At 67.0% G+C, this 21,503-nt stretch carries 19 protein-coding genes; 13 read left to right on the forward strand and 6 right to left on the reverse strand.

What is annotated here, in order from left to right:
- The first annotated feature begins 1 nt into the window (after position 1).
- From pafA to ACFVVK_RS14845, 10 genes are all read left to right on the forward strand, one after another.
- Positions 2–1,366, forward strand: a complete 1,365-nt coding sequence (pafA, locus tag ACFVVK_RS14800; RefSeq protein WP_390268298.1) for a Pup--protein ligase — start codon at positions 2–4, stop codon at positions 1,364–1,366.
- Between the two features lie 108 nt (positions 1,367–1,474).
- Positions 1,475–2,410 carry an FKBP-type peptidyl-prolyl cis-trans isomerase gene (locus ACFVVK_RS14805; protein WP_390268301.1) on the forward strand — a complete coding sequence of 312 codons (936 nt, stop codon included), beginning with the start codon at positions 1,475–1,477 and terminating at the stop codon, positions 2,408–2,410.
- Between the two features lie 39 nt (positions 2,411–2,449).
- A complete protein-coding gene (locus ACFVVK_RS14810) occupies positions 2,450–2,845 on the forward strand; it encodes an FKBP-type peptidyl-prolyl cis-trans isomerase (RefSeq protein WP_090956012.1) in 396 nt (131 codons plus the stop codon).
- A gap of 148 nt (positions 2,846–2,993) precedes the next feature.
- Positions 2,994–5,030, forward strand: coding sequence for a helix-turn-helix transcriptional regulator (locus ACFVVK_RS14815; protein ID WP_390268304.1), 2,037 nt, complete (start codon positions 2,994–2,996; stop codon positions 5,028–5,030).
- 5 nt (positions 5,031–5,035) lie between these two features.
- Positions 5,036–5,422, forward strand: coding sequence for a hypothetical protein (locus ACFVVK_RS14820; RefSeq protein ID WP_390268307.1), 387 nt, complete (start codon positions 5,036–5,038; stop codon positions 5,420–5,422).
- A gap of 36 nt (positions 5,423–5,458) precedes the next feature.
- Positions 5,459–5,728, forward strand: coding sequence for a Sec-independent protein translocase subunit TatA (tatA, locus tag ACFVVK_RS14825; protein ID WP_390268310.1), 270 nt, complete (start codon positions 5,459–5,461; stop codon positions 5,726–5,728).
- Between the two features lie 48 nt (positions 5,729–5,776).
- Positions 5,777–6,571 carry a twin-arginine translocase subunit TatC gene (gene tatC, locus ACFVVK_RS14830; protein WP_390268433.1) on the forward strand — a complete coding sequence of 265 codons (795 nt, stop codon included), beginning with the start codon at positions 5,777–5,779 and terminating at the stop codon, positions 6,569–6,571.
- Between the two features lie 24 nt (positions 6,572–6,595).
- Positions 6,596–9,517 carry a DEAD/DEAH box helicase gene (locus tag ACFVVK_RS14835; RefSeq protein WP_390268313.1) on the forward strand — a complete coding sequence of 974 codons (2,922 nt, stop codon included), beginning with the start codon at positions 6,596–6,598 and terminating at the stop codon, positions 9,515–9,517.
- A 119-nt stretch (positions 9,518–9,636) separates the two neighbouring features.
- Positions 9,637–11,298, forward strand: coding sequence for an amidohydrolase (locus ACFVVK_RS14840; protein ID WP_390268316.1), 1,662 nt, complete (start codon positions 9,637–9,639; stop codon positions 11,296–11,298).
- Between the two features lie 455 nt (positions 11,299–11,753).
- Positions 11,754–12,488 (forward strand): polyprenol monophosphomannose synthase, encoded by a 735-nt coding sequence (locus ACFVVK_RS14845; RefSeq protein ID WP_390268318.1) that lies wholly within the window; start codon positions 11,754–11,756, stop codon positions 12,486–12,488.
- Between the two features lie 117 nt (positions 12,489–12,605).
- Here the strand turns inward: ACFVVK_RS14845 and ACFVVK_RS14850 are convergent, their stop codons facing one another.
- The 3 genes from ACFVVK_RS14850 to ACFVVK_RS14860 all read right to left on the reverse strand — a co-directional run bounded on the left by ACFVVK_RS14850 (position 12,606) and on the right by ACFVVK_RS14860 (position 14,843).
- A complete protein-coding gene (locus ACFVVK_RS14850; protein ID WP_390268321.1) occupies positions 12,606–12,953 on the reverse strand; it encodes an RNA polymerase-binding protein RbpA in 348 nt (115 codons plus the stop codon).
- A gap of 379 nt (positions 12,954–13,332) precedes the next feature.
- On the reverse strand, positions 13,333–14,289 hold the full coding sequence (locus ACFVVK_RS14855; RefSeq protein ID WP_390268324.1) for an SPFH domain-containing protein: 957 nt from the start codon (positions 14,287–14,289) through the stop codon (positions 13,333–13,335).
- Between the two features lie 92 nt (positions 14,290–14,381).
- Entirely contained in the window at positions 14,382–14,843 is a 462-nt protein-coding gene (locus tag ACFVVK_RS14860) for an NfeD family protein (RefSeq protein ID WP_390268327.1), read from the reverse strand.
- Positions 14,844–15,072: 229 nt separating this feature from the next.
- Between ACFVVK_RS14860 and ACFVVK_RS14865 the strand changes: the two genes are divergently transcribed.
- Both ACFVVK_RS14865 and ACFVVK_RS14870 read left to right on the forward strand, forming a co-directional pair.
- Positions 15,073–16,212 carry an aminopeptidase P family protein gene (locus ACFVVK_RS14865; RefSeq protein ID WP_390268330.1) on the forward strand — a complete coding sequence of 380 codons (1,140 nt, stop codon included), beginning with the start codon at positions 15,073–15,075 and terminating at the stop codon, positions 16,210–16,212.
- A 46-nt stretch (positions 16,213–16,258) separates the two neighbouring features.
- Positions 16,259–16,951 carry a DUF998 domain-containing protein gene (locus tag ACFVVK_RS14870; RefSeq protein ID WP_390268333.1) on the forward strand — a complete coding sequence of 231 codons (693 nt, stop codon included), beginning with the start codon at positions 16,259–16,261 and terminating at the stop codon, positions 16,949–16,951.
- Positions 16,952–17,041: 90 nt separating this feature from the next.
- On the opposite strand, the gene ACFVVK_RS14875 is transcribed toward ACFVVK_RS14870, so the two are convergent.
- Together ACFVVK_RS14875 and ACFVVK_RS14880 are read right to left on the reverse strand one after the other, a co-directional pair.
- On the reverse strand, positions 17,042–17,455 hold the full coding sequence (locus ACFVVK_RS14875; protein ID WP_390268336.1) for a hypothetical protein: 414 nt from the start codon (positions 17,453–17,455) through the stop codon (positions 17,042–17,044).
- Positions 17,456–17,607: 152 nt separating this feature from the next.
- Complete coding sequence (locus ACFVVK_RS14880) at positions 17,608–18,555, reverse strand: putative RNA methyltransferase (protein ID WP_390268339.1); 948 nt, start codon at positions 18,553–18,555, stop codon at positions 17,608–17,610.
- A 160-nt stretch (positions 18,556–18,715) separates the two neighbouring features.
- On the opposite strand from ACFVVK_RS14880, the gene ACFVVK_RS14885 reads away from it, so the two are divergent.
- Entirely contained in the window at positions 18,716–20,830 is a 2,115-nt protein-coding gene (locus ACFVVK_RS14885; protein ID WP_390268342.1) for a S9 family peptidase, read from the forward strand.
- On the opposite strand, the gene ACFVVK_RS14890 is transcribed toward ACFVVK_RS14885, so the two are convergent.
- A complete protein-coding gene (locus ACFVVK_RS14890) occupies positions 20,827–21,498 on the reverse strand; it encodes a peptide deformylase (RefSeq protein ID WP_390268345.1) in 672 nt (223 codons plus the stop codon). The two genes, ACFVVK_RS14885 and ACFVVK_RS14890, sit on opposite strands and share 4 nt — an antisense overlap.
- Between the last annotated feature and the right edge of the window lie 5 nt (positions 21,499–21,503).

Genomic DNA, 21,503 nt, shown 5'->3' on the forward strand with positions numbered 1-21,503 from the left:
GATGGACAAGCGCATTTTCGGCATCGAAACCGAATTCGGAATTTCCTATTCAAGTCCGGAGTCCCGGCCGTTGGCGCCTGAGGAAGTGGCCCGCTACCTCTTCCGCAAGGTGGTCAGCTGGGGACGGTCTTCCAACGTTTTCCTGACCAACGGCTCGCGGCTATACCTGGACGTCGGGTCCCACCCCGAGTACGCCACGGCCGAGTGCGACGACCTTGCCCAGCTGATCGCCCATGACCGCGCCGGGGAACTGATCCTCTGCGATCTCGTGGACGAAGCCCAGGAACGGCTGGCGGCCGAGGGTTTCAACGGGACGGTGTACCTGTTCAAGAACAACACCGACTCGGCCGGGAACTCCTACGGCAGCCACGAAAACTACCTCATCCCGCGCCGCGGAGAATTTTCCCGGCTCGCAGAGATCCTGATCCCGTTCCTCGTAACCCGCCAGCTGATCGCCGGGGCGGGCAAGATCCTCAAGACCCCGCACGGGGCAACCTTCGCCTTCTCCCAGCGGGCCGACCACATCTGGGAGGGCGTCTCGTCGGCTACCACCCGCTCCCGACCCATCATCAACACCCGGGATGAGCCACACGCGGACGCCGAGTTCTACCGGCGGCTGCACGTGATCGTGGGCGACTCCAACATGTCCGAAACCACGGCGCTGCTCAAGATCGGCACGGTGGACCTGATCCTGCGGATGATCGAGGCGGGGGTGATCATGCGCGACATGCGGATGGAAAACCCGATCCGCAGCATCCGGGAGATCTCGCACGATCTCAGCGGCCGGGCCCTGGTGCGGTTGGCGAACGGCCGGCAGCTCACGGCGCTGGAGATCCAGCGTGAGTACCTGAGCAAGGTGACGGCTTTCGTGGCCGAGCAAGGTGCGCACAACGCGCACGTGCCGCTGATCCTGGACCTGTGGGAGCGCACTCTGGACGCCATCGAAAGCGGCGACACCAGCACGATCGATACCGAAGTGGACTGGGCCATCAAGAAGAAGCTCATGGACAACTACCGGAACCGGCACGGCCTCGGGCTTGACGCGCCCCGCATCGCGCAGCTGGACCTGACGTACCACGACATTTCCCGCGGCCGCGGCCTCTTCTACCTCCTCCAGGCCCGAGGTGCCGTCCGGCGGGTTGTCGATGACACTGCGGTGAAGGACGCCGTGGACGCCCCGCCTCAGACCACCCGGGCTAAGCTGCGTGGCGACTTCGTCCGCCGCGCCCAGGAACTCGGCCGTGACTACACCGTGGACTGGGTCCACCTGAAGCTGAACGACCGCGCCCACCAGACCATTTTGTGCAAGGATCCGTTCCGCAGCGTGGATGAGCGCGTGGATGCGCTGCTGGACTCGATGGGCTGACACCCAGCTTCGCACGCTACCCTGAGATAGGACCGCCGTGCGGCCCCCGCTTTCTTTGCCACGGGCAACCGACGGCACTGAGTCCCATCCTCGACGAAAGTTTCCAATTTGCGCCGACTACTAGCCATTGTTCTGCCCGGACTGCTGCTGCTGACCGCCTGCGGCGGCGGCGAAGCGCCCCCGGCCCCGGAACCCACCAGCCAGTCCGCGGGTGAGACCGCGAAGCTGGACTCGGTCAAACTGACGGAGAAAGGTGACAAGAAAGCCCCGGCCGTCGAGTTCACCAAGCCGCTCGACGTCAAGGAACCCACCATCAAGGTGGTCACCGAGGGCGGCGGCGACCGGGTCAAGGCCAACCAGATCGCCAACATCTCGATCGTGGCTTTCAAGGGCACTGACGGGTCCACCCTCGAAGACACGTTCCCGAACGATCCCGAGCCGCTGGAGCTGAACGACGAGCTCAAGACCAGTAGCCCAGTGATCTACAACGCCTTCGTCGGCGCCAAGATTGGCTCCCACATTGCCCTGGCCGTTCCCGGCAAGGCCGCAGCCGAGGGCGCCGAAGCCCAGCCGACCCAGCTCCTGATCGTCAAGGTGCTCTCGGCCAAGGACGCCCCGCCGGTCCTGGAGAAGCCGGAAGGCGACGCCGTCAGCCCGCCCGCAGGTCTGCCGACCGTCACGGAAAACGACAAGGGCGTGCCGCAGATCTCGGTCACAGGCGTCGCCGCGCCGAAGGCGCTGGTCTCCCAGGACCTCATCAAAGGCAAGGGCCAGGCCCTCAAAGAGACCGACACGATCACCGTGAACTATGTCGGCGTGGCCCTCGCCACCGGCAAGGTGTTTGATTCCAGCTTCGAGAGTGGCAAAAAGGCCACCTTCCCCCTCACCGGCGTCATAAAGGGCTGGACCCAGGGCCTGAACGGCAAGACGGTCGGATCCCGCGTCCTCTTGGTGGTCCCCAAGAACCTGGCCTACGGCGATCAGGGCCAGGGTGACGCGAAGGGCGACCTCGTCTTCGTCGTCGACATCCTCGGCGTCAAATAATCCACCGCAATCACCGCACAACACCCCAAAGGAGCAACCATGTCATTTGGAGAGCGCAAGCTTGACCGCGAAAAGCCGGAGATCGACTTCCCCGAAGGCGACGTTCCCACCGAACTGGTCATCACCGACCTGATCGAAGGCGACGGGCCCGAGGCCAAGGCCGGCGACACCGTTTCCACCCACTACGTGGGCGTCGCCTGGTCCACCGGTGAAGAGTTCGACGCCTCCTGGGGCCGCGGCGCACCGCTGGACTTCCGGGTCGGCGTCGGCCAGGTCATCCAGGGCTGGGACCAGGGCCTGCTGGGCATGAAGGTCGGCGGCCGCCGCCGCCTCGAGATCCCCTCCGAGCTCGCCTACGGTTCCCGTGGCGCCGGCGGCGCGATTGGCCCGAACGAGGCCCTGATCTTCGTCGTGGACCTCGTCGCCGTCCGCTAGTCCCCACCGGCTCGCCCACCCGGCGGGCGTGGGCCCACCACCCGGCACGCCGCTGCGGCAGCGCAAGCGCGGTAACAATCGGAAACCTTCTTCCGGCTGTTACCGCGCTTTCGGCTTTTTCGGGGATCTGCTTTAGTACCCTTGCGTGGTGTCCGCCTCACGTACAGAACGCCTCCTGAACCTGCTCATCGCCTTGCTCAACACCAAGTACGGCCTGCGCCGCAGCGAGCTGCGCGAAAAGGTCTACCACGACACCACGAGCAGCGACGTCGCCTTCGGCCGCATGTTTGAGCGCGACAAGGGCGAGTTGCGCCAGTTCGGCTTCGACGTCGAGACCGTGACGGACCGGGGATGGGGCTCCGACGACCCGGCCACCACCCGCTACCGGATCGGCAAGGAATCGAACCGGCTTCCCGATGTCAGCCTCACTCCCGAGGAGTGCACGGTCCTCATCCTCGCGGCCCAGCTTTGGGAACACGCCGCCCTCGGATCCGCCGCCGTGGAGGCGGTCCGCAAGCTGCAGGCAGCCGGCGGTCTGACCGACGCCGAACTCCCCACCGGGGTCCAGCCACGGATCCGCCCTGCCGGTCAGGCCTTCGAAGACCTGGTGGCCGCCATGCACGCCCAGCACCCGGTCAGCTTCCGCTACCTCGCCGGAAGCACCGGCAGGGAGGAGGATCGGTTGGTGGAGCCGTGGGGCCTGGGCAGCCGCTTCGGCCAGTGGTACCTCGTGGGCAACGACCGGGCACGGGGGGACAAACGCTTCTTCCGGCTCTCCCGGCTGACCTCCGCTGTGACCGTGCTGGACAAGGAGGGCTTCACGCCACCGGCGGGATTCAACGTCCGCGCCGAACTCGCGGGCCTGCCGGAGTTGCCCGTACAAACCGCCGTCGTCGACGTGGACCGCGGGAGGCTGCTGGGGCTGCGCAAACGCGCCGTGCCGGCTCCTGACGCCGCACAGCAGCCCGGCGGGACACGGCAACCCGAAATGCGGGGCCCCGGGGCCGGCAGGGACCGCCTCGCGGTGCCTTTCCGCGACGCCGAGACGCTGGGGGAGGAGCTCGCCTCCTACGGCCCGCGCGTCGCCGTGGTGTCGCCGCCCGAGCTTGCCTCCGTCGTCCGCCGCCGCCTCACAGCGGCCGCCGCGTTCGCGGCCGCGCCGGTTCCCGACGTCGCCTTCCCGGACGCCGGACGCGCCGGCCGGACCCGCAAGGGCACGTCCGAGGACCAGCTGAAGCGGATGCTGCAACTCGTGCCCTTCCTGGTGCACAACCAGGGACTGCACATCAGCGAGGTCGCGACCAGGTTCGGCATCACCCGCAAAGCCCTCGAGGACGACCTGCGGATCCTGATCTGCTCAGGGCTGCCGGAAGGCTACCCGGACGATCTGCTGGACATCCAATGGGACGACGACCATGTCTTCATCACCCAGGCCTTGGACCTGACCCGTCCCGTCCGTTTCACTGTGGACGAGGCCTGCGCGCTGCTGACAGGTTTGGAGACCCTGAACGGCCTGCCCGAACTCGCCAAGGGCGGCGCGCTCGAATCGGTGACGCTCAAGCTGATGGCCGCGGCCGGGGAAGCGGGCCTCAAGGCGGCCGCGCTCTCCGGCCCCGAGGTGGCGCCGGACAACGCCGCCACGCTGGAAACCGCCCGCACCGCCATCCGTTCGGGCGCGCAGTTGCGCATGCTGTACTTCTCTCCGCAGCGCGACGCCGTGTCCGAACGCGACGTGGACCCGTTGCGGCTCTATTCCCTCGACAACACCTGGTACCTCGAGGCGTACTGCCACTCGGCCGTGGGACTGCGGAACTTCCGCCTGGACCGGATCGAGGCCCTCGCTCCCAACGGGCGCCCCTCGGCCGGGACGGCGAAGCCGGCGGAAAGCTTCCCGGTGAAGCTCTTCACACCGAACGACGACGACACGCTGGTGGTGGTGGAACTGGCGCCGCGCGGCACCGGCCTGGCTGATGACTACTATGCCGAACGGACCGCGCCGCTGCCCGGCGGCGGCATGCTGGCCGAAATCCGGTTCGGCAGCACGGACTGGCTGCCGATGCTCGTAGCCCAGCACGGCGGCATGGTGCGGATCCTGCAGCCTGCCCCGCTCGCGGACGCGTCCCGCGCATGGATCGCGGCCGGTCTGACGCAATACGGAGACTCGACGGCGGGGCCGATAGACTGAACAGCATGCCTTGGTGGTCTTGGATTCTGATTTGGATAGCGCTCGTCGCGGTTTCGCTGTTGTTCTACGGCGTGCTCGGCGTGCGCTTATTCCGGCAATTTACGACCACGCTGAGTGAGCTGAGCGAGGCCGCGGACAGGTTTTCGCATCTGCCTGCACCGGCGGGGCCCGACGCCATGTCCGCAACCGGCGACGCCGGCGGCGCTGGCGCTCCGGGGGGTACGGCTCTTAGGCCGGCCCCCGGCGACGCCGTTTTTGCCTCGCCCGCCCGCATGCGTCATGATTACCACGCATCCAAGTTCTCCCGGCAGGAAGCCCGCCGGCTGCGCCGCATGCAGCGCAAGAAGGACCGCGGTCAGCCCCAGGCTCTGCGGGACATCGAAGTGGGTTAGACATAGGATGAAATTAAACGAAAGGACCTACCTGTCATGAGGCTTGAAGGTTGGCATCTCATCATCATCATCGTTCTGGCATTGGTGCTGTTCGCTGCACCGAAGCTTCCGGGTATGGCCCGCAGCCTCGGCCAGTCAATGCGCATTTTCAAGTCGGAGGTCCGGGAAATGAAGAAGGACGGAGGCTCCGACGCCAAGGAAAGCACGGAGCCGGTCGAGGGCAGGGTCGTCAACCACCCGCAGGCCACCCCGCCGGAAAGCCGCACCGGCGACGGAACCGACGTTCCGCCGTCGACCCGCGCCTAAGGCCGCATGGCAGTAACCATGAGCCGTCGATCGAACCCCGAGGGGAGGATGGCGCTCCTTGACCACCTGAAGGAGCTGCGCAACCGGCTCTTCAAGGCAGCAATCGCCGTCGTCCTCGGCACCGTGGTGGGCTTCGTTGTCTACGAGCCGCTGCTGGCGGCGCTGATCAAGCCGATCCGCGACCTGAACCAACACCAGGGCCGGCAGGCCACGCTCAATTTTGACGGCGTCGCGAGTTCCTTCGACCTCATGATCCAGGTGTCCGTGTTCCTGGGCCTGATCATCGCCAGCCCCGTCTGGCTCTACCAGCTGTGGGCCTTCATCGTTCCCGGACTGCACAAGAAGGAACGGCGCCTAGCCCTGTCCTTCGTGGCCGCGGCCGTGCCGCTGTTCATCGGCGGCGTCCTGCTGGCCTGGTTCGTACTGCCGAACGCGGTGCGCGTCCTGACCGATTTCACCCCGTCGGGCGGCTCCAACTTCATCAGCGCCCAGGTCTACTTGTCCTTTGTCCTGCGGCTGCTGCTGGCCTTCGGCATCGCGTTCCTCCTCCCGGTGGTCCTGGTCGGGCTGAACATGGCCGGCCTGATCAAAGGCCAGCAGCTCTTCAAGAGCTGGCGGATCACGGTGTTCCTGGTGTGCCTGTTCGCCGCGATGGCCGCGCCCGGCGCGGACGCCATGAGCATGTTCTACCTGGCCGTCCCCATGCTGGTCCTGTTCTTCGCCGCCATCGGGCTCTGCCTGCTCAACGACCGGCGGCGCGAGCGGCGCGCCGTCAGACGTGACGCCGAGACCGAAGCCACAGCCGACCAGGCGACCCCCAGCTCCGAGCTGGAGAATCTCTAGGCCTTCGCACACTAGGCTGGAAGCATGTCCTCACAACCCGGGCCGGAGTCGCCGTCCGAACGTTACCGCGCCAGCGTCGAGCGGGCTGCGGAAGCCAAGACCCATCTTGGCGGGTTCATCCGCTCGCTCGAATTTGAACTCGACGAATTCCAGCGCGAGGCGTGTCTGTCCCTGCAGGCCGGCCGTGGGGTTCTGGTGGCCGCGCCGACGGGCGCCGGGAAGACGATCGTGGGGGAGTTCGCCATCTATCTGGCTCTCCAGCGCGGGCTCAAGGCCTTCTACACCACGCCCATCAAGGCGCTGAGCAACCAGAAGTACTCCGAGCTGGCCGCCAAGTACGGCGCTGACCGGGTGGGCCTGCTGACTGGGGACACAAGCATCAACGGCGACGCGCCCGTGGTGGTGATGACCACCGAGGTGCTCCGCAATATGCTCTACGCGGACTCGGACACCCTGGCCGACCTCGGCTTCGTGGTGATGGACGAGGTCCATTATCTGGCCGACCGGTTCCGCGGCGCGGTGTGGGAGGAAGTCATCATCCACCTGCCCAGCGACGTCCAGGTGGCCTCGCTGAGCGCCACCGTGTCCAACGCGGAGGAGTTCGGTGCCTGGCTCGATACCGTCCGCGGGCAGACCGATGTGATCGTCTCCGAACACCGGCCGGTGCCTCTGTGGCAGCACGTGATGGTGGGCCGGAAGATCGTCGACTTGTTTGCCGGAGACACCACGTTTGACGAAATCGCTCCAACCGCTCAGGCAGAGGGAAGTGAGGCCGCCGCCGCCGTGGCCGCCGCCGTCACTGCCGCCGTTCCGGCCGAGCTGCCCGGGCGGGCCGGCTTCGAGGTGAACCCGGAGCTGCTCTCCATGGCCCGGGCCGAAAGCCAAATGAATTTCCGCGGCCGCTTCGGCCACGGCGGGCGGAACCAACGCAACCAGCGCAACCAGCGCAGCCAGCGGGACGAGCCCCCGGCCGGCCAGCGCAGCCCGGTGCGGAAGGCCAGCAGGCCCCAGGTCATCGCGAGCCTGGACCGGCAGGATCTCCTGCCGGCCATCACGTTCATCTTTTCCCGCGCAGGCTGCGACGCGGCCGTGGCCCAGTGCGTTTCGGCCGGGCTCTGGCTGACCAACGAGCGGGAACAGCAGATCATTGCCCAGCGCGTCGACGATGCCGCGCAGGACATCCCCTCGGATGACCTCGACGTGCTGGGCTTCTGGAGCTGGCGCGACGGACTGCTGCGCGGACTCGCCGCGCACCACGCCGGCATGCTGCCCACCTTCAAGGAGGTGGTGGAAAAGCTGTTCGTGGACGGCCTGGTCAAGGCGGTCTTTGCCACTGAAACGTTGGCCCTTGGCGTCAACATGCCGGCCCGCTGCGTCGTGCTGGAGAAGCTGGACAAGTTCAATGGTGAGGCGCATGTCAACATCACGGCGGGGGAGTACACCCAGCTGACCGGCCGCGCCGGCCGCCGCGGCATCGACGTCGAGGGCCACGCCGTGGTCCTGTGGCAGCCGGGTACCGATCCGGCCGCGGTCGCCGGTCTCGCCTCACGCCGGACCTACCCGCTCAATTCAAGCTTCCGCCCGACATACAACATGTCCATCAACCTCCTGGCCCAGTTCGGCCGGGCCCGTGCCCGGGAGATCCTCGAGTCGTCCTTCGCCCAGTTCCAGGCGGACCGCTCGGTGGTCGGATTGGCCCGGCAGGTCAGGAGCCGGGAGGAATCCCTCGCCGGGTTCAGCAAGGCCATGACGTGCCATCTGGGTGATTTCACCGAGTACGCACGGCTGCGGCGGGCCCTCGCAGACGCCGAGAAGATGGCGTCAAGGGGCAGCTCCCGGGCCGCGAAGTCCCTAACGGAGGACTCCCTGAGCCGGCTGCTCCCAGGCGATGTGGTGGACGTTCCCTCCGGGAAGTCACCGGGACTCGCGGTGGTGCTCAGCTCCGACCATCAATCCCGGGAACCGCGTCCGGCCGTCATGACGCTGGACAACCAGCTCCGCAGGATCGGCCTGCAGGACGTGGAAGGGCCGTTGTCGCCGGTCACCCGGATCAGGATTCCCAAGTCCTTCAACGCCAAGGTGCCCAAATCCCGCCGGGACCTCGCGTCCTCGGCCAGGAACGCGATTCGCGAGAACCGGCCGCCGGCTCCTCCGCGCCGCGACGAGGACTTTGGCCGGTCCGCGGCCGGGACCAACCAGGAGAAGCGGATCGCCGAATTGCGCCGGGATCTCCGCGCCCACCCCTGCCATGGCTGCAGTGAACGTGAGGACCATGCCCGGTGGTCCGAACGCTGGTGGAAGCTTCGCCAGGAAACCGACGGGCTGATCCGCCAAATCCAGGGCCGGACCAACACCATCGCCAAAACCTTCGACCGCGTGTGCGGCGTCCTGACGAGCTATGGCTACCTGGACACCTCGGACAGCGGGGTGCTTTCCATCAGCCCGGACGGCCAGCGGCTGCGGCGGATATACGGTGAAAAGGACCTGCTGATCTCACAGTCGCTGCGGATGGGCGCTTTTGAGGACCTTGACGCCGCCGAGATCGCCGCGCTGGCCAGCGCGCTGGTCTACCAGGCCAAACGCGAGGACCGCGGCCTGCGGCCGAAGATGCCGAGCGTCTCGCTGGAGTCCGCGGTGGACACCGTGGTCCGTGAGTGGTCCGCCTTGGAAGACGTGGAGGAAGCCAACAAACTGCCGCTCACCGGAGAACCTGAACTTGGCCTCGTCTGGCCCATCTTCAAATGGGCCAAGGGCCGCCACCTCCAGGAGGTGCTGAGCGGCACGGACCTGGCCGCTGGTGACTTTGTCCGGTGGGTCAAACAGGTGATCGACCTCCTGGACCAGCTGGCCGAAATCCCGACCCTCGACCCCCGCATCGCACGGCTCTGCGCGCAGTCCATCAAACTCATCAAACGCGGCGTCGTCGCCTATTCCTCGGTGGCATAAGGGCGCCGTACCGTCCCGGCACAGCGCCGCCCCCACCAGGTCTTCCAAGTTATTTTCATGTGCCTATTTTTTAGTCTCCGGCCCCGAGCCGGCCACTAGCCCTAAGGAGTTCCCGTCCCATGACCGCTTCACCGGCCACCCCCCGCAAGGCCACGCTGTACCGCAACGGCTCCGTCTACACGGCCGCCGATCCGTTTGCGACGGCCATGCTCGTCGACGGCGACACCGTCGCCTGGGTGGGTTCGGAGCAGGCCGCCACCTCCATCGCAGATTCCTCCATGGCGGTGATCGATTTGCAGGGGGCGCTTCTGGCACCGGGCTTCGTCGATTCCCACGTGCACCTCACTGAAACCGGCATCGCGCTGGACTCGATCCAGCTCACCGGCGTCCGCTCGGCCGCTGAATTGCTCGACGCCGTCGCCGCCTCCGGGTCTTCTGGAACGGTGCTGGGCCATGGCTGGGACGAGACCACATGGAGCGATCCCGCGCTTCCTACCCGCGAGGAAATCGAACGCGCAGCCGGCGGCCGCCAGGTCTACCTTTCCCGGGTAGATGCGCACTCGGCCCTCGTGTCGAGTTCGTTGGCCGCCGCCGCCGGGCTGGAAGCACTCGACGGCCACGACGCCAGCAGCCAGGTCAAGCGCGCCGCACACACCGCGGCCCGGCGCGTGGCCCGCATGCTGCCTGCCGAGACGCGCCGCGGCTACCAGCGGCGTGCCCTCGCCGAGGCGGCCGCCAACGGCTACGTGGCCGTGGCCGAGATGGCGGCTCCGCACATCGGAGGCGTCGAGGACCTGCGGGCCGCGGCGGCCTGGAACGGCGCCCCCGGCAACGGTGAAAACAGCGCCGGGGCGTCGTTGCCTGAAGTCCTGCCGTACTGGGGCGAGCTGGCCACGTCCGCGGACCATGCCCGGTCCATCCTGGAGGGACTGGGCGTAGCGGTTCTGGGCCTTGCCGGCGACCTCAACATTGACGGTTCGATTGGCTCACGGACCGCTGCCCTCCGGGCGGACTACGCTGACGCGGCGGGGGAGCGGGGCACCCGGTACCTCTCGGCCGCCGACGCAGCGGCCCACCTTGCGGCCTGCTCGCTCCTGGGGATCCAGGCCGGCTTCCACGTAATTGGCGACGCCGGCCTCGACGCGGCCCTCGATGCCCTCGACCTGGCCGCTGCCGACGTGGGGGAGCAACGTATCCGGGCAGCGGGGCACCGGTTCGAACACGTCGAGCTCGCGGATCCTGCCGCGATCAGCCGGCTGGCACGCTATTCCGTGACCGTCAGCGCGCAGCCCGTCTTCGATGCCCTGTGGGGAGGCGCGGACAGCCTGTACCAGCAGCGCCTCGGCTCCCGCCAGCTGGGCATGAATCCCTTCGGAAGTTTCTACGCCGCGGGCGTGCCGATCTGCTTCGGCAGTGACAGCCCGGTGACGCCGCTGCGCCCGTGGTCCAGCGTGCGGGCGTGCCTGCAGCACAACAATCCGGCAGAGCAGATCTCCGCTCGCGCCGCGTTCCTGGGCCACACCCGGGCCGGCTGGCGAGCAGCCCGCTACCGCAACCCCATGGCCGGGCAGCTGGTGCCCGGCGCCCCGGCGAGCTTCGCCGTCTGGGAGGTCGAGGAGCTCATGGTCCAGGTTGCCGACGGCCGGGTGCAGTCCTGGAGCACCGATCCGAGGGCACGCACGCCTCTCCTGCCGGCGCTGGACACGGGCAACGATCCGTTGTGCCTCCAAACGGTCAGGGACGGCCAGGAACTCTACGCCAGCGGCGCCCTCGGCGCCTGACCCGCGGGCACCGGACAGTGTCATCCGGCGGCCGCATTGGCCGGCGGGCCCGAAACATTGGCCCGGTGCAGCCGGGCCTGACCTGCGACGATGGACAAATCGGCAGGTCACCGCTTGGTTGACAGATCTTGGCGCCCCCGTAGCATTGAGGGGCAACGGAGGGTTGCGTTCGCGCAGGCTCCGGCAGTCCCCGGTCTATTCCAAGTTGCCGCAACCGCGGTAGCTCTTGTGGTCATGACCATGGGAACCCCGAGGGGGCGGGTCCACTTCGCAGCAGAAAACGGTTCGGCGCCGCAATTTTCGTGGCCTGCCGGTACTGGCCCGAAGCGGGTGGACCTGCCCGGGGTCAGCGGGAACGGCACCGCGCGCGACTCTCTATAATGGGAACTTGCGCCCGGAACCCCACGACGGTTCTGCCGGCGCCCCGACTGCTCCCTTCAAGGAAAGGCCTCGCTGTGCGTGTCCTCACCATCATCCCCACCTATAACGAGCTGGAATCGTTGCCCAAGACCCTCGGTCGCCTCCGCACTGCCGTGCCGGCCTCCGACGTGCTGGTTGTCGACGACAACAGCCCCGACGGCACAGGGCAGCTGGCGGACAGCATGGCCGCCGATGACGTGCAGGTCCACGTCCTGCACCGGGCCGGAAAGGCCGGGCTGGGAGCCGCGTACATCGCCGGCTTCCAGTGGGGCCTGGATGCCGGCTACGACATTCTCGTGGAGATGGACGCCGACGGCTCCCACCAGCCCGAGCAACTGCCCCAACTGATCGAGGCCGTAGAGCAGGGCGCAGACCTCGCCATGGGCTCACGCTGGGTTCCCGGCGGCCGCGTCGTCAACTGGCCCCTGTACCGGCAGGCCATCAGCCGCGTTGGCAGCACCTACGCCCGCATCATGTTGGGCGTAAAGATCAAGGACGTCACCGGCGGCTTCCGAGCCTTCCGCCGGACCACTCTCGAGAAACTGAATCTGGATGCGGTGGACTCGGTCGGCTACGGCTTCCAGGTGGACCTGGCCTGGCGCGTGGCCAAGCTCGGCCTGACGATCGTCGAACGCCCCATCACGTTTGTGGAGCGTGAACTCGGCGCATCGAAAATGAGCGGCAACATCGTCGTAGAGGCCATGATCAACGTCACGAAATGGGGCCTGACCGCCCGCTGGAACAAGCTCAGGGGCAAGAAAGACGCCTAGCAAACCGGACCGTCTGCAGATCGGGACGGCACCAGGCAGCAAAAAAGGACCGGGCCCGCATCATCAGGTGATGCGGGCCCGGTCCTTTTTAGCTGGCCTCAGCGGATGCGCTGGCGGCTAGGCCGAGCGGCGTTCGCCGCGGCGTTCACGCAGGATCGTCAGGCGGTCTTCGAGGATCTGCTCAAGCTCGGGGAGGGTGCGGCGCTCCAGCAGCATGTCCCAGTGCGTGCGCACTGCCTTTTCGTTGCTGTTGGTGGGGCGTTCGCCATCCACCAGCAAGGCTTCCTTGCCCGTCTTCGAGACCCAAACCGGGGGGATTTCGGCTTCGGAGGAAAACGTTACGAACACCTGCTCGCCGTCTTCGCAACGGTATTCAACCCGCTGGCGCGGAGCCGGTTCGACGCCGGATTCGGTCTCCATGCTCTGTGCGCCAAGGCGCATTCCCCGCAGGCTGCGATCGCTCATCTTTTCTCCCTCTATTCGGTTCGCAGGGTCAAGCCCTGCGGTGTCCGGGGACCGTCAGGCGCCGGACTTCTGGTTCCACTGTCCTGGACCACACCTGGCCCGGAGTGGTCGGGTGAGATGCTGGTCCGCAGTGGACAAAACTGATTGGTGACGTCATCTAACTCAACGCCGTTAGAAGCGGTTTTGTTCCGGACGACTGAACCGCCCGGACAAATATTCAAGTATACGGGAGTGGGGCACACGAGGTAAAGCGGGTAGCCGGCGGGAGCGACCCGCGTATCGTGTACCCGCCGGACGTCCTTAAGCCGACAGGGCCCCGCAACCGGGACAATAGTCCGGGCTGCGGGGCCCACAAATCGTGCGTAGTCTCCCCGGGCGCCTAGGGCCGGCTGCCCGGCCCGTCAGCGCCGGGCGCGGACAGCGGATCAACCCCCCGTGCCGGAGTAGAGGGTGCTTCCGGCGTTGCGCTCGTTCCCAGGACGCTGCCGATGCCCTTCAGGGCGTCGCCGACCTCACTGGGGATGATCCACAGCTTGTTCGAGGAGCCATCCGCGATTTTCGGGAGGGTCTGGAGGTACTGGTAGGCCAGCAGCTTCGGGTCCGGGTTGCCCTTGTGGATCGCGTCGAAGACCTTCTGGATAGCCTGAGCCTCGCCGTCAGCCCGCAGGATGGCGGCTTTGGCATCGCCTTCGGCCTTCAGGATGGACGACTGGCGCTGGCCCTCGGCGGTGAGAATAGCGGACTGCTTCGTGCCTTCCGCGGTCAGGATGGCGGCCCGGCGGTCACGTTCGGCACGCATCTGCTTTTCCATCGAATCCTGGATCGAGTGGGGCGGGTCAATCGCTTTGAGCTCCACCCGGGAGACCCGAATGCCCCAGCGTCCCGTCGCCTCGTCGAGGACACCGCGGAGCTGGCCATTGATCTGGTCGCGCGACGTCAGCGCTTCCTCAAGGTTGAGCCCGCCGACGACGTTGCGCAGTGTGGTGGTGGTGAGCTGTTCGACGGCCTGGATGTAGTTGGCGATCTCATAGGTGGCGGCACGGGCATCGGTGACCTGGAAGTAGACCACTGTGTCGATTGACACCACCAGGTTGTCCTCGGTGATCACGGGCTGCGGCGGGAAGGAAACCACCTGCTCACGCAGATCAAGCAGCGGCAGCAGCCGGTCGACGAACGGAATTAGCAGGGTCAGGCCAGGATTGAGGGTGCGTTGGTATTTACCCAGCCGCTCCACGACGCCGGCACGGGCCTGCGGGATGATCCGGACCGAGCGGACCAGCACAATAATTACGAACACAATCAGTACTAGCAGCACAATTGCGACTGCGATATCCATACATCACCTATTCCCCAGTTTGTTTGATTCACGTCCCGCTGTGGCAGCTCCCGGCGGTTCGGCCAGCTGCCAATTTTACGAAGTTCCGCCGCCTATTGGATTGCCGATTCCGGTTGCGCGGCAACGATCGCGGTGGCGCCGTCGATGGCGCTCACCACGGCCTGCTGCCCGGGCGCCAGGAGGCCCGATTCGGACCGGGCGCTCCAGACATCCCCGCCAATCTTGACGAGTCCGCCGCTTTCGCTCACCGCTTCCATCACGACGGCGGATTCGCCGATGAGCCTTTCGATATTGGTGCGCCGGTCCGCCGGGCCTTTATGGAGGTGCTTAAGGGCCACCGGCCGGACGAAGCCGATCATAAGCAGGGACACCACACAAAAGCCGATGATCTGCAACCACAGATCAGCGCCGGAGAAATCCGCGATCACACCGGCCAGGGCACCGCCGGCGAGCATGATGAAAAACAGGTCCAGGGTGAGCATCTCGACCACGGCGAACACGAGGAAGAGCGTGAGCCACAGGGCCCACCAGTTTTCGGCCAACCATAAAGACATCAATTCCCCCTTGAGTTCCGGGAGCTGAAGGCACAGCTCCCCAGTACTGTCTTTCCATCCTAAGCTCAAGGGCAAAGGCTGGACCCGGGGACCGGAAATTGATGGACAAAGTGGCCAAGTCGTTACGTGATGGGTGGATTTATCGGCGGGGCCAGTCCGCTCAGAGTTATTGGAGCGGCTGTCCGGACGACGGGTTGACCCGTGATGGCCCGCGCACGAGAATGCCACCATGAGCGATCATCGCAGCCGTTCGGAACCGGCCCCGTTCACCGCCGATGACTTCGCCGAGCGGTTGCGGCGGGCAGCCCGCGCCGCCCGGGATGCCGGGCTCGACGGCATCCTGGTCACTCCCGGACCGGACCTGCTGTACCTCACCGGGTATGCCCCCGTGGCCATCACTGAACGCATCACCATGCTCGTGATTCCTGTCGACGCGGAGCCCGCCATGATCGTTCCGAGGCTCGAGAGGCCCGACGCGGAAGCGGCAGCCGGCGCCCCGATTCTGCGGATCACCGACTGGACCGACGGGACCGACCCCTACAGAGAATCTGCGACGCTGATGGCCGGCACCGGACGTTATGCCGTCTCTGACTCGGCCTGGGCCATGCACCTCCTCGGCCTGCAGGATCGACTGCCCAAGTCGTCCTACGTCTCGATGACGACCGCCCTGCCGATGCTTCGGGCGATCAAGGATGACGACGAGATCGAGCGGCTGGCGGCGGCCGGCGCGGCCGGAGACCAGGCGTACGAGGAGATTGTCACGATGCGGTTCGCCGGGCGCAGCGAGACCGACGTCGGCTCTGATCTCGCGGACCTGCTTCGCCAGTTCGGTCATTCGCAGGTGGATTTCACCGTGGTCGGTTCGGGTCCGAACGGCGCCAACCCTCACCACGAGATCGGCCCGCGGATCATCGGGGACGGCGACATGGTGGTGCTCGACTTCGGCGGCCTCAAACACGGCTACGGATCAGACACGACGCGGACCGTGCACGTCGGCGAACCCACCGCCGAGGAGCGCGAGGTTCACGACGTCGTCAGGCATGCACAGCAGGCCGGCTTCGAGGCCGTGCGGCCGGGCGTCGAGTGCCAGGAGATCGATCGCGTGTCCCGGGCGGTGATCACTGAAGCCGGCTACGGCGACTACTTCATTCACCGGGTCGGGCACGGGATCGGACTGACGACCCATGAGCCGCCGTACCTGGTCGAGGGCGAAACCCAGGTTCTCCACCCCGGCATGTGCTTCTCGATCGAACCCGGAATCTACCTGCCGGGCAGGTTCGGCGTACGGATCGAGGACATTGTGACGGTCGTTCCCGACGGCGGACGGCGACTCAACCAGACCTCGCACGAGATGAGAATCGTCCACTAGCCAGCCGACGGGCACTCGGTTCGCTACAGGCACTAGATTGAGTCCTATGATTCCGGATGCCGTCCCCGGCCACACCGCGGCCGGATCGCGGCGCATCGGGCTGGCCTCTGTAGCGGGCATGGTGGGGACAGTCCTTTTTGTCTCAGTCTTCACCGTGTATGGGTGGCTGTGCCGTGGTTACTCCCCGACGAGCATGTTCGTCAGCGAGCTGTCCCTTGGCCCGTACGGCTGGGTCCAGATGCTCAACTTCGTGCTGACCGGTGCCTTGGTAGTGATATTCGGTCGCGGCCTCGCGGCTCACTTCGGCACCGGGCCGAAATCCCAGGCCGGCCCGGTGCTCCTGCAGTGCATGGGGGTCAGCCTGGTGGTGTCCGGCCTGTTCGCCACCGATCCGTCGGCGATGTTCGACCAGGCCAGCGTGCATGGTGTCGTCCATGGAATCTTCGGGGCGGTCTTCTTCACGCTCGCGCCGGTTAGTTGCTTCGTTTTCTACCGGCGCTTCTGCAGCGACCGGGCCTGGCGCCCCCTGGCGGGATGGACGCTTGCCGCCGGCATTATCCTGAGCCTCGGGGTCGTCCTGCTCAAGGTGAGCCAGCAGCCTGCGAGCGGTCTGTTCGAGTGGAAGGGCCTGATACAACGCGTCATCCTCGTCACGATCATGACCTGGATCTTCGCGGTCGCGTCCCAGTTGCGCCACCTGTCTCGGGACGGGGAACCCGGCCTGCAAGCGCAGCCGTAGTACGGAGCCTCACGGCCCGGGGGAGTGATCGGCCCGTTGTGCAGGCGGGCGATGCCGGGAAATGCGAGCACCCCGACGCGGGGCGGCCAGTCAGGGTACATGCACCGGTTTGAACCGGAACGGGCCGCCGCATCCGGGCCCGTCCGGCTGCTCGCCGGTCGGTTCCGTTTCGATCGGCAGCGAGTGAGCGATATGGGCACCTGACGCGCCCACTGCGTCAACAAAGACGGAGGTGACACTGACGGCCGGCGCCAGGTACGGCGCGGACTGGGGCACCAGCCATCTGCCGTCGGCGCTCCTGGTCACCGGGGCCGGGGTGCAGCCCTCTCCGAAGCAGGCGGCCACCGACGCCGGCTCCTGGGCAAAGACGAGCTCCACATCTCCCGTGTAGCCGTACCCGGTTGCCGGACAGGCAGTGCTGCCGGATCCGCGGCTCACCACATTCACGGTCAGCACAACAATCAGCATCCCGAACATGATCAGAAAAAGCCTCCGGCGCTTCATAGCCTGAGCCTAACCGGCGGCACTGGCGCCCGACAGGTGACTTACCGACCGCGGCCGGGCGCAGCGACGCGAAGGCCGGTGCAGGGCGCAGCGACGCGAAGGCCGGTGCAGTGCGCCGGGCTATATCCGGCCGGGTTTAGGCGACCGCGTTTCTATGCGGTGGGTGCAAAGACGCTGATACGGAACCGGGCCGAGACGGAAGTCGACGGCGGCAGCGCGGCCTCGAGGGCGGCGAGCGCGGAAGGATCCAGGTGGTGGCCGGCCGGTCCCATGAAGGCAAGACGCGTCACGTCGCGCGGACCCAGGGCCAACGCCAGGTCCAGATCGCGGGCCACAACGGGGGCGAAGTGGCCGCCCAGCGATGCCGCGAGCCGCTCGTCCTTGGCCGGCTCGATTCCGAGCATCCCGGTCTGGACGGCTATCTCCGCGAGGTGCCCGGGCCGCGGCGTGACCACCACCAGGCGGCCGCCCGGCCTCAGCACCCTGGCGAATTCGGGGGCGTTGCGCGGGGCGAAGATGACCGTGACGGCGTCGACGGCGTTGTCCGCGACCGGAAGCGGCTGCCAGACATCCCCGACCACGTTCAGGGCCTCCGGGTTCATCCTGGCGGCCCTGCGGAGCGCGAACTTGGAAATGTCCAGGCCGATCGCCGCCAGCGGCACCGTTTCCGGACCGGACCTCTCCGGTCGAACGCCGCCGCCCTCAACGCGCTCGGATTCGGTGCTGTTTGATCCAAGCCGGCCCGGTGCGAAACGGTCCAGCAGGGCCCTTAGATAGTGGCCGGTTCCCGTTCCGGCGTCCAATACGGCGGGCCGGCCCTCCCCGGCACCCGCGAGCGCAGGCGCGGCGAGCTCGGCTACGGCCTCGGCCAGCGGTCGATAGTGCCCGGCGGACAGGAAATCGAAACGCGCCGCCACCATCTCCGCGGTATCGGCCTCAAAGGCAGTGCCCTTGCCGACGAGGAAGTTGAAGTAGCCCTGCTTCGCCGCATCGAAGCTGTGGCCTGCGCCGCACACGAGGGTCCGGGCACCATCGGCGCCGGGCCTCAGGCTGCTCCGGCATACCGGGCACAGCAGGGGAAAGTCGGGGGCGGAAGGCATGCGTCCATCGTAAGCGCGGACTGGCAGGCCGCGTGGCATGGCGGGTTTTTCGGAGCGGATCGAACATAACGAATGGTCCCGGCCCGGCAGGCCGGCCGCGCCGCACCGGGAGGACGTGAGGTGGTTCACAGCCTGCGTACGACGGGTTAGGCTCGCAATCGTGAAATCCGAACATCTCCCGCTGCTCAATTCCGTTTCCGCCCCGGCTGTGCACCCCGAGGGCACACGCGCCGTCGTGTCGGTGATCCGCCCCGACTTCGACGCCGATGCCTATGTGGGCCAGTTGTGGACCGTCCCGCTGGGCCACGGACAACACAGTCCCGCCAACCCGGATCCGAACCAGCGGCCACGCCGCCTGACGCGCGGCTTCCGTGACACGGCGCCTGACTTTTCGCCGGACGGCAAGGTTCTCGCCTTCCTGCGGGCGGCCCCCGGTGGGAAGCAGCAGCTGTACGTGGTGGAAGCCGCCGGCGGTGAACCGCAGCCCCTCACGGCACAGCCGCTGGGAGTCGCTTCCTTTGCCTGGTCACCGGATTCGGCAAGCATCGTCTTTAGCGCCAGGACACCGGAGGAGGGCCGGTACGGCAGTATCGACGGTGTCGGTGCCGGCAGCGAGGACGCCCGGCTGATCACCGACTTCAAATACCGGATGAACGGTGTGGGCTACACCGCCGACAAGCCGCTGCAGCTGTTCGTCGTCGATGTGCCGCCGCTGGACGCCGAACCCAAGTTCGCCCCCATCGGTCGCGCCTTAAAGGCGCGGGGTGCGGCATCCGGTAGTGGAGCGTCCGGTGCGGCTGAATCCGATTCAGCAGCATCCGATTCGGCAGCGTCCGACGCCGGCCTGTTGCCGGCTGCCAGGCAGCTGACCACCGCGGCATCCGACCATGGAGGCGCTAGCTTCAGCGCCGACGGCGGCACCATCTACTTCACCGCCGCCCTCCACGAAGGGCGGGACAGCGACCTCGTCAGCGGCATCTACTCGATCCCTGCCGCCGGAGGGCAGCCGCAGCCCGTCGTTCCGGCGAACACCGGCCGGCAAACCGTGAGCGCCGTCCGCCAGTCCGCGGACGGGCAGTGGCTGTTCTTCCTCGCCCAAGAGCTGGGCGAGTCCGGCCAGGACTTCGTCGCCAGGAACACCGCGCTGTTCGCCATGCCGGCCGCCGGGGGTGATGCCACAGCCCTTAGCGACGTCGAAACGCTGGACTTGTCCGGGGGCGACCGGATCGAACTGCGCGGCGGCGCGGGCGCCCTGGTGCTGAATAACGCGCGGGGGACCGTGGAGCTGCACGAATTCGGCGCAGCAGGCGGCCACAGCGTGCTGCTGGACGGCAACCGGGTGGTGACCGGCGCCGCGGACGGCGGTGGGTGGCTCGTGGTGTGTTTCAGCGACCCGTCGACCGCCGGCGATGTGGGAGTGCTGGACGGTGGTGAGCTCCGGCGCCTGACGGATTTCTCCGCACCGCTGCGCGACATAGCCGGCATCACCGAGCCGCAGGAACTGACCCTGCCCTCGGCTGACGGTTACCCGGTCCACGGCTGGCTCGTCAAGCCTGCCGGTCCGGGACCCCACCCGGTGCTGCTGAACATCCATGGCGGCCCGTTCGCCCAGTTCAGCGCTGCCCTGTTTGACGAAGCCCAGGTTTACGCCGGGGCCGGCTACGCCGTGCTCATGTGCAATCCGCGGGGATCGGCAGGCTACGGCCAGAGCCACGGCCGGTCCATCAAGGAGCGGATGGGTACCGTCGACATGCAGGACGTCCTGGCCTTTCTGGACGGGGCCGGGGAGAAATTCGACGACCTGGACGCTGAAAACGTCGGCATCATGGGCGGGTCCTACGGCGGCTACCTGACCGCGTGGACCATCAGCCACGACCACCGCTTCCGGGCAGCCATCGTGGAGCGCGGTTTCCTGGATCCTGTGAGCTTCACGGGTTCCTCCGACATCGGCTGGTTCTTCGGCGGCGAATACACGGGCCCGTCGGCCGAGCAGATGGCGGCCCAGAGCCCCATGGCGCGGGTGGACAAGGTACGGACGCCCTCGCTGGTAATCCACAGCGAAGATGACCTGCGGTGTCCGGTGGAGCAGGGCCAGCGCTACTTCACCGCCCTCAAGCAGCTGGGCGTCGAGACGGGCTTCCTCGTCTTCCCGGGCGAGAACCACGAGCTCTCCCGCTCGGGCACGCCCCACCACCGCAAGCAGCGGTTCGACGAAATCCTGAGGTGGTGGGCCCGCTACCTGCCGACCGCCGGGAATCCGGCGCCGCTGCCCTAGTCTTCCGCCGGGCCCGGCAGGAAACCCAGTTCCTTACGGGCCCGGCTGATGTCCGGCTGCGACCAGCGGGCAGCGTATTCGGCATTATTGCTGAGGGAGCGCAATTCGGCCCTGTCGAGGTACAGGACCCCATGCACATGGTCAGTCTCATGCTGGACAATCCTGGCCTGCCAGCCGGTAAAGGACCGTTCGAGTTGGGTGCCGTCCGGCGTCGTGTAGTCGAGCCGGACCGACTCGGGCCGCAACACCGCGGCCTGCAGGCCTCCAATGGAGAGGCAGCCTTCATAAAACGCCGCAGTGGCGGTACCGAGGGGCTGATAGCGCGGGTTCAGCATGGCGAAGAACGGCAGCGGTTCGCGCCCGCGCACGGCGGCCACCTCGGGGTCAACCTCGAACTGGTCCTCGAGGACTGCGAGCTGGAGCGGAATCCCAAGCTGCGGCGCTGCCAGTCCAACCCCCGGGGCCTTGTGCATCACGCTGCGCATGAGGTCGATCAGGTGACCGAGATCCGCATCACTCAACTGGCCATCGTAGGGCGCTGCCACATGGCGCAGGACCGGATGCCCGGCTTGGATAATCGGCGGAAGAACCCCCGCGCCCAGAATCTGCTCGACGGTCTCGACTATCCGGGCGACGCTGTAGTCGGTGGGGATGGCGTCAAAGGACATGTCCC

Origin of the sequence: Arthrobacter sp. NPDC058192 (genome assembly GCF_042883665.1) — a bacterium.
In the GTDB taxonomy this organism is placed as follows: Bacteria; Actinomycetota; Actinomycetes; order Actinomycetales; family Micrococcaceae; genus Arthrobacter.